This window comes from Pseudonocardia parietis, from assembly GCF_017876315.1.
GTDB lineage: Bacteria > Actinomycetota > Actinomycetes > Mycobacteriales > Pseudonocardiaceae > Pseudonocardia > Pseudonocardia parietis.
The window spans coordinates 363857-376559 of the sequence record NZ_JAGINU010000001.1 but is presented as its reverse complement, the minus strand read 5'-3'; the positions used below and the strand labels follow the sequence as shown (position 1 = coordinate 376559).

Here is a 12703-nt window from a genome sequence, read left to right as displayed (position 1 = left end):
GATCAGCCCTCTGCCAGCGACTTCTGGCGGACGTGGGCGTTCCGCGCGACGAGATCCGGCCGGGCCCGCAGCACCGACACCACCGACCGCCAGCCGGTGCGCTCGCCGAGCGCTTCGACCAGGCCGTCCAGCGCGTGCAGGTCGTCCGGGGTGTCCAGGGTGACGCGCAGGTCGTCCGCGGCCGGTGCGACGACGATGCCCAGGCAGCGGAACCGGTCCGGGTCGCCGTAGAGCCCGGAGGTCACGTGGGTCCGGTCGTACCCGGTAGCGGTCCCGGCCAGCGTCCGCAGGGCGTCGCTCCGCGCGAGCTCGACGTCCAGACCGCGGGGCAGCGTGCGCACCAGGGTCGTCGCCACGTAGTCGTGTTCCGGCGCGTTTCGCCAGGTCGCGGCGACGAGGCCGACCAGGTCGGGATCCAGCAGCGGGCAGTCGGCCGTGAGTCGCACCACGGCGTCGCACGGGTGCTCGTCGGTGGCCTGGACGAAGCGGGCGAGCACGTCGTCCTCGGAGCCGCGCACCACCGCCACACCGAGCTGTGCGGCGCGGTCGGCGACGGCGTCGTCCCCGGGGGCCGTCGACGTCGCGACCAGCACCTCGTCGATCCCGGGCGCCGTGCGCGCCGCGTCCACGACCCGGTCCAGGACGGGGCGCCCACCGAGCTCCCGGAGCACCTTCCCGGGCAGCCGGGTCGAGCCCGTCCGCGCCTGAACGACCGCGTTGATCCGCACCTGCTCGCTACCTGCTTCGATTCGTCCGGTGGGGCGCGTGACATCATGCCGGGCGGGAGAAATCTCGTGGATGTGGAGGCGTGATGTCGGTACTCAAGGGCTCGTCGGTCCTGGTCACGGGCGGGACGGGGTCCTTCGGCAAGGCGTTCGTGCGCGCCCTGCTGGACCGCTATGACCCCCGTCGGCTGGTCATTCTCTCCCGGGACGAACTGAAGCAGTACGAGTGCCGGTCCCTGTTCGGGGACGACCCGCGGCTGCGCTGGTTCCTCGGTGACGTCCGCGACCAGCCGCGACTGCGCCGCGCCATGCACGGCGTCGACTACGTGGTGCACGCCGCCGCGCTCAAGCAGGTCGACACCGCCGAGTACAACCCGTTCGAGTTCATCCGGACGAACGTCGAGGGCTCGCAGAACGTCGTCGAGGCCGCGATCGACGCCGGCGTGAAGAAGGTCGTCGCGCTGTCGACGGACAAGGCGTCGTCGCCGATCAACCTCTACGGCGCCACCAAGCTGTGCGCGGACCGGCTGTTCGTCTCGGCGAACCACTACGCGGCCGCCTACGAGACCCGGTTCTCCGTGGTCCGCTACGGCAACGTGCTCGGCAGCCGCGGATCGGTCGTCCCGCTGTTCAAGAAGCTGGCCGCCGAGGGTGCCTCGCTGCCGATCACCGACAAGCGGATGACCCGGTTCTGGATCACGCTGCCGGACGCGGTGCAGTTCGTGATCGACTCGTTCGACCGGATGCAGGGCGGCGAGCTCTACGTGCCGCGGATCCCGTCGATGCGGATGACCGACCTGGCCGAGGCCATCGCGCCCGGCGCCGCGACCCACGAGATCGGGATCCGGCCGGGCGAGAAGCTGCACGAGGAGATGATCGCCGCGGACGACTCGCGGCGGACCCGCAAGCTGGCCGACCGCTATGTCGTCGAGCCGTACATCGCCGGATGGGGCTACACCACCCCGAGCGACGGCGAGCCGGTCCCGGACGGGCAGGCGTACCGCTCGGACACGAACGACCTGTGGCTCTCGCCGGCGCAGCTGCGCGAGATGGTCGAGGCGCTCGACTGATGCTCCCGTACGGCCGGCAGTCGATCTCGCAGGAGGACGTCGAGGCGGTCACGGCGGTGCTCGGCACGGACTGGCTGACCACCGGGCCCGCGGTGACCCGGTTCGAGGACGATCTCGCAGCCGTCTGCGGGAACCCCGCGGTGGCGGTCACGAGCGGTACCGCGGCGCTGCACGTCGCCTACGCGGCGGCCGGCGTCGGGCCGGGCCAGGACGTCGTCGTCGCACCGCTCACGTTCGTCGCGACGGCGTCGGCAGCGGCCCTGCTCGGGGCACGGGTGATCTTCGCCGACGTCAGCGAGGACACCGGCAACCTCGACCCGGACGCCGCGAAGACCGCGCTCACCCCGAACACCACCGTCGTGTCCGGTGTGGACTACGCCGGTCACCCGATCGACGCCGAGCCGCTGCGCGCGCTGGCCCACGAGGCCGGAGCCCTGCTGCTCGAGGACGCCGCACACTCGGTCGGCGGAACCTGGCACGGCCGCCCGGTGGGTGATCTCGCCGACCTGACGACGTTGAGCTTCTTCCCGACGAAGAACTTCACGACGGCCGAGGGCGGCGCCGTCGTGTCGCCGGCCGAGGAGCTGGTCGCCGGCGCGCGGTCGTTCCGTAACCACGGGCTCGTCCGGGACAAGGCGGCCCAGCGGTTCCCGGACGAGGGGCCGTGGCACCAGGAGGTGCACGCGTTCGGGCTGAACTACCGGCTGCCCGACCTGCTCGCCGCGCTCGGATCGTCGCAGCTCACGCGTCTGGCGGCGTTCAAGGACCGGCGCACGGAGATCCACGCCCGCTACGACGCAGCGCTCGCCGGCGTCGCCGAGGTCCGCACGCCGTCGACCCGCGACGGCGCCGACCCGGCCTGGCACCTCTACCCGCTGCGGGTGCTCGACGGCCGTCGCCGGGAACTGTTCGAGTTCCTGCGCGAGCGCGGTGTCGGGGTGCAGGTCAACTACGTCCCCGCCTACTGGCACCCGGTGTTCGCCGACCTCGGCTACCGCCGGGGGATGTGCCCGAACGCCGAGACCTACTACGCCCAGCAGATCTCGCTGCCGTTGTTCCCCGACCTCACCGATTCCGATGTGGACCGGGTCGCGGGCCTGGTGCGGGAGTTCTTCGGGCACTCGGTGTGAGCCGGGTGGCCGATCCGGGGGCGGCCGGGAACGCGAGCCGCGACGTCCTCGGCCGCGGCTCGCTCTACACGCTCGGCAGCGTCGCACCGATCATGGCGAACGTGCTGGTCACCCCGATCGTCACGCGGGTGCTCGGGCGCGAGGAGTACGGCGTCGTCGCGATCGGGCTGATCCTCGTTCAGGTCGGGGCGATGGTCGCCGGGCTCGGCCTGGCGTCGTCGATCACCCGGCACGGGGTCCTCGAACGGTCCGGGGAGGCCGGTGCCCGCGCGCTGGTCCTGCAGGGCAGCGCGCTGTCCACTGTGCTGGTCGTCGCCGCCATGCTCGCCGGTCCGCTGTGGAGCGGACCGGTGCTCTCGGTGCCGTGGCAGGACGGGCTCGCGTTCGCCGCGCTGGCCGCCGCCGGGTTCGTCGCGGTCCTGAACGCGCAGGCGTTCCTGCGGGTGCAGGACCGGCCGGTGCCGTTCGTGATCATGTCCGCGGTCGCCACTCTGGGCGGCCCGATCATCGGGCTGGCCCTGGTGCTGTGGCGGACCAGTGACGCCGACGACTACCTGTTCGGCCTGCTCGTCGGCTACCTCGTCGCGGGCCTCGCCGGGATCGTCCTGGCGCTGCGCGGGGGATGGCCGCGGACCGAGCGCGGTGATCTCCCGAAGGCGCTCAAGGTCGGTCTGCCCGCGGTGCCCCACCTCGTCGCGCTGCTGCTCGTGCAGAACGCGCTGGTGCTGATCGTGACCCGGTACTTCGGGGTCGACGACGGCGGTCGGATGCAGGTCGCCCTGCTCCTCGGTTCGGCCCCCGCGATGATCGTCTCCGCGCTGAACAACGCCTGGGCGCCGGTCGTCTACCGGACCGAGCCGTCGGCGCGCGGCGCGGCGCTGGAACGGACCTCCCGCGACGTCGCCGCGGTGACCGCCGCGCTGGCCGGCGGTGTCGCGCTGCTGGCCCCGTTCCTGCTGCGGATCCTGGCCCCGGCCGAGTTCGAGCCTGCCGAGCTGGTCCCGGTCGCCGCGGTGACCTCGATCGGCGCCGTGATCTCGGTGGCGTACCTGGCGAACGTGCACCTGGTGTTCGCGTCCGGGCGCAGCGGCGGGCTGGCCGTCGCGAGCCCGATCAGCCTGGTCGTCGGCCTGGGCGCAGCGGTCGGGCTCGCACAGACGGGATCGCTGACGGCCGTTGCCGTGGGCTTCCCGCTGATCTACGTGTTCCTCGCGGTGGGGACCTCGCTGCTGCGCCGCCGGGTGTCGGAGACCCGCTGGCGCGAGCCCGTGCTGCTCGGGCCGATCGCCGCGGGCTTCGTGATCTGCGGCGGGTCGGTCCTCCTGCCCGCGGAGGGCGTGCTGTGGCTGTCGGTGAGGTTCGGGCTCGCCGCGCTACTGGGCATCGCCCTGCTGTGGATGGTGCGGCGCATCTTCCGGCGCTGACGCCCGCAGCGCCTCCTCGGTCGTGACCGGGGCGGGCAGGCCCCGGGGCAGCGGGCGGGGCAGGGCGGCCAGCGGGTTGCGCAGCCACAGCATCGGGCTGAAGCTGCCCGCCGACATCGCCTGGGTGGCGGCCTCGGAGCGCTTCGTCAGCCCGAGCACCATCGCCGCCTTGGCCAGCGGGGACGCCGCGTAGTACTGCACCGCCGGCCCGATGCTCGGCGCGCGGCCCCAGCCGAGAGCCTCCCGCAGCGCGGAGGGCTCCAGCAGGTGGTCCGCGCCGAGCTCGCGACGCGCCAGCGCGGTGGCCGCGGTGTCGGCCTCGGCCGCGCCGTCGTGGGGCCGGGACCCGTCATCCGGATCGGCGGTGTGGAACTCCGGCCAGGTCGCGCGCAGCTCCTCCAGCGCCGAGGACGACTGCGCCCCGAACGTCAGCGGGTCACCCCAGACGGCGGCCGGGGCACCGACCGCGGCCGCGTACAGCACCGCGGTGGACAGCCGGTTCGACGAGACCCGGCTCGCGTTGCCGATCAGGTGCATGATCCGCAGCAGGAAGTGCGGGTCGTCCCGGCGTCCGGCGGTGACCAGGGTGTGCCCGGCGTCCGCCCAGGCCGTCGCGATCTCCGGGTCGGTCATGTCCTCGTGGTGCAGGCACACCGTCGAGGGGCCGTCGACCTTCGCGACCTGGCGGGCGAGGTCGGCGTGCGCGCCGGTGACCCGGACGAGCCGGGTGCCGTGGAACGGGATGTACACCGGCCCGAGCCGGTCCGACCGGGACCAGCCCTGGGACCGCAAGAGCCGCTCCAGGTAGAGGACGGGCGCGCCGACCGGGGTGGTCGCGCGGTCCTCGTCGGCCGGGGACCAGCCGCGGCAGCCGTGCGACCAGACCAGCAGACGTCGCTGCCGTGGGTCGGTGCCGACCTTCGGGAAGTCCGCGAAGTGCGCCGCGACCGGGGAGATCGCCGTCCAGCCGTGCTGCAGCAGGCCCGCGATGTGCCGCGGGCGGGGCAGGCCCGCGTAGGCGGCCAGGACGGCCGAGTGGCCGTAGTAGTGGTTCTGGATGTCCACGTACGCTCCGGATCCGCTGCTGACGAGGCCGGGCGATCGTATCGATCCACCCGGTCGCTACGGTCGGGGCGTGGCCGCACCCTCCCCGACCATCGACATCATGTTGCCGTTCTTCGGGGACCCCTACCTGCTCCGCCGGGCGGTGCGCAGCGTGCAACGGCAGGATCGCGCCGACTGGCGGCTCACCGTCGTCGACGACGGGTACCCCGACGACACGATCGGCCCGTGGTTCGACCGGCTCGACGACGACCGGATCCGCTACCGCCGCAACCCGCAGCGTCTCGGCGCGCAGGGCAACAACCGGTTCTGCATCGACCACGTGGAGCTCGAGTTCTTCGTGATGATGGGCGCCGACGACCTGATGCTGCCGCACTACCTCGACACGGTGACGGCCCTGCACGCCCGCTGGCCGTCCGCAGCCTTCGTCCAACCCGGGGTGTCGGTGATGGACGACCGGGACCAGGCGGTCCGCCCGCTCGCGGACCGGGTGAAGTCGGTGCTGTCGCCCTCCGGCTCGGGGCCGCGCGAGGTGGCGGGCGAGGACGTCGCGGCCGGCCTGCTGCGCGGCAACTGGCTCTACAACCCGTCGCTGTGCTGGCGAACCTCGGCGGTCCGCGCGGTGACGATGCCGGAGTCCGCCGACGTGTTCGACCTGGCCCTGCCGCTGCAGGTGATCGCCGAGGGCGGGTCGCTGGTCGTCGACGACCACGTGTGTTTCCGCTACCGGCGCCACCGCACCAGCGACTCGGGCTCCGGGGCTGCTGCCGGGAACCGGTTCGCGGAGGAGAAGCGCTTCTTCGCGGCCGAGGCCGAGCGGATGACGGCCCGGGGCTGGCACCGTGCCGCGCGTGCGGCGCGCGCCCACGTCTCGTCCCGGCTGAACGCCGCCGTCCAGATGCCGGCCGCGGCGCTGCGCGGCGATCTCCCGGTGCTGCGGGTGCTCGGGAGTCACCTCATCGAGCGGTGATCAGCTCGTGCCGAACAGACGCTCCACCCAGCGCGTGTACCCCGGGTCCAGCCGGGTGTCGGTCACCTCGCGGGCCTCGGCCAGGCGCCGGTCCAGCGAGGCACGCACCTCACCCGCGACGTCCGGCTTCGCGAACACCAGCTGGAAGTACTCCGGCCGCATCTGTGCGACCCCGACCAGCTCCCGGTCACCCAGCACACGCGGCAGGTCCGTGCGCCACGACGCCGACGGCGGCTCGGGCGAGCTGCTGGTGACCACGAGGACGGCCGGGTCGTCGGCCAGCAGCACCTCGGTCGGGCTCGCACCGTGCGCGATCCGCTCGTCGTTGAGTCCGATGTAGTCGGTGGCGGTCCAGCCCGAGAAGTAGGGAATTGCGCCGGCGTCGGAGACGGCGACCGTGCGGCGGTCGGCGGGCAGATCGGTGTCGGCCAGTGCGAGCCCGATCGCGATGTGCGCGCGACGCAGGTCGTCGCCGTAGTGGACGAGGGTGCGGGCGTCCGGGGCGAGGAACCCGGCGGCGGCCGTCCACACCACTCCGACACCGGCGGCCGCGGCGGCCACCCGGCGCAGCTCGACGGTGTCCAGCGCCCAGGCCGCGGCGAGGCAGAGCAGCGGGAAACCGTGCCAGGCGAACCGGGACAGGTAGTCCATCGCCGGGGCGGACAGCGCCGGGATGATCCACAGCGCGGTACAGCTCGCCAGGACCAGCGCCGCCGGTGCCGCGGTTCGGGCCCGGAACAGGGCCGCGACGGCGAACGCCAGCAACGGCAGCAGGGTCGCCGCGGTCAGCTGGATCCAGCGGCCGTCGGTGGCGGCCTCCACACCGACCTTCACGTAGAACGTGTTCGGCAGCAGGTGCCCGTAGTAGGCCCACCGCCCGGCCAGGTAACCGACACCCACGACGCCCGCGGCGGCCGTCCACAGCCAGACCGCCCGGTCCCGCCGCCGGACCCACAGCAGGACCAGCAGGGCGGGCGCGACGCCGAGCACGCCGTCCGGACGCAGCGTCCCGGCGAGCAGCAGCAGCGCCGGAATCTCCCAGGACCGCACGGCCGCGGACCGGTCGCTCAGCAGCCGGGCGGCGAGCACCACGGCACGCAGCACGACCAGCGCGAACGGGGCCGTCTCCAGACCGGAGTCGACGTGCACCCAGGTCGGCAGGAACAGCACGAAGCTCCCGGCCGCGACGACCGCGCCGGAGCGGGTGCGCGGCTCGGTCACCAGGACCCAGACGATCACCGCCGCGCACGCCGCCGCGGTCAGCTTGGAGACCACCGGCAGCGGCACGCCCAGCCACACCCAGGGCGCGTGCCACAGCATCCAGGTGAAGTTCGTGAACCCCTCCACCGGATCCTGGCCCGGATTCCAGGTGGGGCCGAAGCCGTGCGCGAGGTTCGCGCTGTACCGGTAGGTGATGTAGGCGTCGTCCACGGTGACCGACCAGCACGCCCAGACCCCCGCGGCGAGGGCGGCCAGCGCGGCGACGAGCAGCACGGTGCGGCGCCGGCGGGTCGGCTCCCGGTCCTCGAGCTCCGGGTCCTCGCTCCGAGGCGTGTCGGCCCGGCGGGGCACGGTCAGCATGGCCGGGATTCTCGCGCACCGATGACTTCCGCCCGGCACCGCGGTCCTACCCGACATGAGCACCCACACCCATGCCCCGACGACGGTGAACAACATCGGCGTCGTCATGTTCACCGTCGCCGACCCGGACGCGGCCCTGGAGTTCTACACGGGCAAGCTCGGCTTCGAGGTCCGCGCCGACGCCCGGTTCGGCGAGAACGGCGAGCACCGCTGGCTGGAGATCGCCCCGCCCGGCTCGGCCACCCGGATCGCGCTGAACCCGCCGATGTTCGGTGAACCGGGCGGCAGCGCCATCGGTGTCGAGACCCCGGACGTCGCCGCCGAGCACGCCCGGCTGGCCGCGATCGGCGGGATCGACCTCGACCCGCTCGACGAGGACGAGACGCCGGGTGCGCCGACGCTGTTCATGCTCCGCGACCCGGACGGCAACGTCGTCACCGTGGTGCAGGTCTGAGCCTGCGTTTCGCCGGGAGCGACCGGCCGACGACCTGATCGGGGCGGTGGTCCGGCGCATCTGCTCGGGCTCGCGACGCCGCACCCCGCAGCGCGTCGGCGCACCCCGGAGCCGCCGAACAGCAGCGCCGGACGGTCGCCGACCTGCGACGACGAACAGTCGATCAAACATGTGTTCGACTAGGATGGGTGCATGTCCAGCGACCGGCTCACCGCCGCGCACCGCCTGCTCACCGAGGCGGTCGCCGCGCTGGACGACGCCACCGGCCCGGCCGCCGAGGGCGACGAACTGCTCTCGGTACTGACCCTGTGCGAGGGCATGACCCGGCGCCTGGACCGGATCACCGTGTCCACCATCGCCACCCTGGACCGGCGCGGCACCTTCACCGAGCGCGGCTACCGCAACCCCGCCCTCGCCCTGGCCGACCTGCTCAACTTCGACCGTGCCGACGCGCGCCGCCGCACCCGGGCCGCCGAACAGGTCCATCCCCGCACCGCGCTCGACGGCACTCCGCAACCTGCTGTGCTGCCGGCCACGGCCGAGCGTTTCGCCGACGGCCGGATCGGGCTGCGCCACGTCGACGTCATCGCCACCGTGCTCGGCAGCCACGCCGCCCGCCGCATCGACCCCGACCGCCTCGCCCTGGCCGAGACCGAGATCGCCGAACACGCCTGCGTCTACAACCCCGGCGAGCTGCACACCTGGGCGACCCGGCTGATCGAGGCCCTCGACGAAGACGGGCCGGCACCCGACGACACCCCACCACCACAGATCAACACCCTGAAGGTGGTGGCCAACCGCAACGGATCGGGCGGCCGGATCCAGGGCCGCTACGACGACGCCGCCCAGTTCGACGCGATCGCTACCGCCGTCGACGCGCTGTCCGCGCCCCGCGACAACCTCGACGAACGCCGCCCCGAGGAACGTCAGGCCGAAGCTTTGTCCGAGCTCTGCGCCCAGGCCCTCGACCACGGTGACCTGCCCGAGACCGGTGGCCGCCGCCCGGTCATCAGTGTCCTGGTCACCCTGGACGATCTGCAGCGCCGCGCCCGCGCCGCGGTGCTGGACTTCGGTGGCCAGGTCACCCCCGAGACCCTGCGGATGCTGGCCTGTGACGCCGGTGTCGTGCCGATCGTGATGAACGGCCGGGGTCAGCCCCTCGATGTCGGCCGGATCAAGCGCACCATCCCCGACGGGCTACGCCGGGCGGTCACCGCCCGCGACCGCGGCTGCGCGCACCCGGGCTGCAACCGGCCCCCGTCCTGGTGCGAGGTCCACCACATCATCCCGTGGGAGACCGACGGCGAAACCTCACTGCAGAACTGCGTGATGCTGTGCCGGGTGCACCACCGGCTGCTGCACCACTCGGCATGGCTGGTGCGGATCCGCGACGGACTCCCCGAATTCGTCCCGCCCCGCTGGATCGACCCGATGCAACGACCACGAGCACAACCACGCCTCGCGGACGCGGCATGACGGCGACGGCCGGCCCCCGAGGAAGCTCAGGGCACCGGCGCGACATCGGCTCGGACCAGCACGGCGTAGGGGCCGACGTCGCGCCGCTGCCAGGCGGGGTCGTCGAACAGCTGTGGTGCGAACGTCGCCGGCGGCGCGGCCGAGCGGGGGTCCGGGAACCGGTCCTCGGTGGTCGGGAGCTGCAGTCCGCCGCCCGAGGTCCGGGTGAACACGAACACCGAGGGGGCCCGCGCCGGGCTCCGGTCCAGGGCGCCGAGCAGCTGGACGGGGCCGGCGGCCGTCGTCCACCGGCGGATCTCGTCGGTGCGGGCCGGGTAGTTCGCGAGCGGGTTCGCGTACTGCGCCGACGAGGCCTGGAACGAGAAGTAGGGGTTGTAGGTCAGGAGCGCGTGGTTCGCGCTCGCGACGACGACCTCCCGTGGCGGGCGGCCGGTCAGCCCGTCGATCGTGGTGCGCAGCTCGCCGAGCCAGGCGTTCGCGTCGTCGGGGCTGCGGGAGCCGTCGGGCTTCGTCCCGTCGGGTCGGTAGTCCTGCGCGGTGCCCGCCCACTCGTACGTCTCCGGGACGGTCTGGACCTGCGCGACGACGGCGGTCGCGGCGAGCACGGTGACGACGGCCGCGGCCGGCCGGGCGGCACCGTTCGCCCGGACCCACGCCCGGACCCACGCCCGGACGTCGGCCGCGGCGCCCACCGCCCCGCAGGCGAGCGCCGCGGTGATGATCGGCTCGATCCGGAACGCCAGCAGGGTCGTCCCGGCTGCCAGCGCCAGCGTCGACAGCAGGTACCAGGCGTACCCGCAGGCCACGGTCACCGCGAGCCCGCGGGCCACGGTCGAGCGGCCGGACCGGACCACGATCCACACCGTCCCGGCCAGGCACAGCGCCCCGAGTGCGGTCGGCTCCAGCATCGGCAGCGGCCAGCGGGAACCCGCCTCGGCGAGGAAGTGCTGGCCCGCGCTGTAGGTCGGTTCACCGGCGGACGCGAGCAGGTACGGCAGCCAGTGCGTCAGCGTCAGCGGCAGCGCCGCGACGATCACGACCCCGACGGTCACCAGCAGCGTCCCCCAGCGGGCCCGCCGGCTCACCAGCCCGTCGACCGCCAGCACGGTCAGTACGAAGCCGGCGAACACCAGGATCTGGGTGTGCGTGACCGCGGCCAGGCCGAGCACCAGGCCGACCAGCACCGCGGTGCGCACCCACGCGCCGCCGCTGCGCCGGCGGACCAGGCGCAGCCCCAGCACGGCCAGTGGCGGCACCAGCGCCCCCGTCAGCCACGAGTACGGGGTGTAGGCGGCGAGCGTCGCGAGGCCGGCCAGCGACGTGGCGACGGCCGCGCCGAGCGCCCGCCGGCGGGTGGTGACCAGTGCCCACAGGGCGTAACAGAGCACCGCGGTCACGGCCAGGGTCGCGATCGCGAACGCCTTGTGGAACGCCCACGCGTCCACGCCGAGCAGCGCCGCGGCTCGGCCACCGACCCAGAACCAGGCGGTCGGGTAGTACGGCGGCAGGTCGGCGTAGGCGAAGTCGGCGAGCCGGGCGGAGTCGGCGAACCGGGTCAGGAACTGCACCCGGAACTGCTGGTCGCCGGAGATCCCGAACAGGTAGTGCGGCGTGTTCGCCAGGAACAGCGCCAGCGGCAGCGCCGGGACCGCGGCCAGCCCCGCCCAGGCCAGCGGGACGGCGACGACCGGCCGCGCGGTCCAGGCCGCCGCGATCAGGACGGCCGCGACGACCGCGCCGCCGGACGCGGTGAGGGCCAGACCGACGTTCGACGCCGCCGGGATCGGGAGCCGGTCGACGACTGCCGTCACGAGCACGACCACGAGTACGGCGACGACCGGCCCCAGGGTCAGGTCCGCCACCGCGGCGAGCCGCCGGCGCGGATCCGGGCGCGGACCCGGATCCGGACCCGGACCCGGATCGGGACCGGGACCGGGCTCCGCGCGGGCACCGGTGCGGTCCCACGGCTGCCCCGACCCGCTCCGGGGGCGGAGCCGGCGGGTCAACTGCTCGTCCGGCACGCCCGTCAGGCCGGCTTCTTCACCGCGACGACCAGGAACGCCTTGGAGATCGCCCAGAGCGCCGGGAAGCGGCGCAGCGCCGACACCCCGGCCGAGTACAGCGTCGACCCACCGCCCTCGGCGAGGCTGACGTCGCCGGGGACGGTGAAATGCGCCTCCAGCTCGGGCCGCTGCGCGAGCAACTTCCGCATCCGCAGGTAGCTGGGTGCGTAGCTGGCGTCGGTGTAGTCGTTGCCGCGGCCGGAGCGCCGCAGGTAGCGGTTGGCCAGCGGCAGCGGCAGCCACGCCAGGAACGGCAGCGAGTAGTGCGCCTCGATCGGCCACCAGCGGTTCGGCACCAGGATGTAGGCGACCCCGCCCGGGCGCAGGCAGGACGCGATGCGCTCCAGCGCGTCCGGCTGGTCGTCGAGGTGCTCGAGGACGTTGTCGAGGACGGCGACGTCGAACGCGCCCGAGTCCGGGCCGTGGCCGAATTCGCCGATGCCCTGCACGCGGAAGGTGAAGTTGTCCGCGCCGCCTTCCTGGGCGAGAGCGTTCGCCTCGGTGGCCAGGGCGGCGTTCGGCTCGATGCCGACCACCTCACGGCACATGCCGGCCAGCTCCAGCGCGGTGTAGCCGTAGCCGCACCCGATGTCGACCACCCGACAGTCGGCGAACGGACGATCCAGGAACGGCGCCGTGGTGATCGCGATCTGCTTCGCGAAGCCGGTGGCGAGTCGGCGGCGTTCGACCATGCGCAGCGAGCGCTCGTACTCGGGGAGGTCGGTGTGCTCGGTCGGGTCCACGTCGG

11 protein-coding genes are annotated in these 12703 nt (G+C 73.5%); 6 read left to right on the top strand and 5 right to left on the bottom strand.

The window, feature by feature from the left end; translation table 11 throughout:
• Positions 1–2 precede the first annotated feature (2 nt).
• Positions 3–728, bottom strand: a complete 726-nt coding sequence (locus JOF36_RS01815) for a cytidylyltransferase domain-containing protein (RefSeq protein WP_210024699.1) — start codon at positions 726–728, stop codon at positions 3–5.
• 83 nt (positions 729–811) lie between these two features.
• Here JOF36_RS01815 and pseB point away from each other — a divergent pair, with 83 nt between their 5' ends.
• Genes pseB through JOF36_RS01800 form a run of 3 tightly spaced genes read left to right on the top strand, consistent with a single transcriptional unit; the run spans position 812 to position 4349 of the window.
• Entirely contained in the window at positions 812–1795 is a 984-nt protein-coding gene (gene pseB, locus JOF36_RS01810) for a UDP-N-acetylglucosamine 4,6-dehydratase (inverting) (RefSeq protein ID WP_210024698.1), read from the top strand.
• A complete protein-coding gene (locus JOF36_RS01805) occupies positions 1795–2925 on the top strand; it encodes a DegT/DnrJ/EryC1/StrS family aminotransferase (protein ID WP_210024690.1) in 1131 nt (376 codons plus the stop codon). The genes pseB and JOF36_RS01805 overlap by 1 nt, the downstream gene beginning before the upstream one ends.
• Positions 2926–2930: 5 nt before the next feature.
• On the top strand, positions 2931–4349 hold the full coding sequence (locus JOF36_RS01800) for a lipopolysaccharide biosynthesis protein (protein ID WP_210024689.1): 1419 nt from the start codon (positions 2931–2933) through the stop codon (positions 4347–4349).
• Here JOF36_RS01800 and JOF36_RS01795 read toward each other — a convergent pair.
• A complete protein-coding gene (locus JOF36_RS01795) occupies positions 4299–5414 on the bottom strand; it encodes a hypothetical protein (RefSeq protein ID WP_210024687.1) in 1116 nt (371 codons plus the stop codon). The genes JOF36_RS01800 and JOF36_RS01795 overlap by 51 nt on opposite strands.
• Before the next feature lie 70 nt (positions 5415–5484).
• Here JOF36_RS01795 and JOF36_RS01790 point away from each other — a divergent pair, with 70 nt between their 5' ends.
• Positions 5485–6381 carry a glycosyltransferase family 2 protein gene (locus JOF36_RS01790; RefSeq protein ID WP_210024686.1) on the top strand — a complete coding sequence of 299 codons (897 nt, stop codon included), beginning with the start codon at positions 5485–5487 and terminating at the stop codon, positions 6379–6381.
• On the opposite strand, the gene JOF36_RS01785 is transcribed toward JOF36_RS01790, so the two are convergent.
• On the bottom strand, positions 6382–7962 hold the full coding sequence (locus JOF36_RS01785) for a DUF8728 domain-containing protein (protein WP_210024683.1): 1581 nt from the start codon (positions 7960–7962) through the stop codon (positions 6382–6384). It abuts the gene before it with no gap.
• Positions 7963–8017: 55 nt separating this feature from the next.
• On the opposite strand from JOF36_RS01785, the gene JOF36_RS01780 reads away from it, so the two are divergent.
• Positions 8018–8416, top strand: coding sequence for a VOC family protein (locus JOF36_RS01780; protein ID WP_210024682.1), 399 nt, complete (start codon positions 8018–8020; stop codon positions 8414–8416).
• 192 nt (positions 8417–8608) lie between these two features.
• A complete protein-coding gene (locus JOF36_RS01775) occupies positions 8609–9892 on the top strand; it encodes an HNH endonuclease signature motif containing protein (protein WP_210024681.1) in 1284 nt (427 codons plus the stop codon).
• 26 nt (positions 9893–9918) lie between these two features.
• Here JOF36_RS01775 and JOF36_RS01770 read toward each other — a convergent pair whose 3' ends face one another.
• Together JOF36_RS01770 and JOF36_RS01765 are read right to left on the bottom strand one after the other, a co-directional pair.
• Positions 9919–11754 carry an arabinofuranosyltransferase gene (locus JOF36_RS01770; RefSeq protein ID WP_210024680.1) on the bottom strand — a complete coding sequence of 612 codons (1836 nt, stop codon included), beginning with the start codon at positions 11752–11754 and terminating at the stop codon, positions 9919–9921.
• Positions 11755–11918: 164 nt separating this feature from the next.
• A complete protein-coding gene (locus JOF36_RS01765; protein WP_210024679.1) occupies positions 11919–12698 on the bottom strand; it encodes a class I SAM-dependent methyltransferase in 780 nt (259 codons plus the stop codon).
• Between the last annotated feature and the right edge of the window lie 5 nt (positions 12699–12703).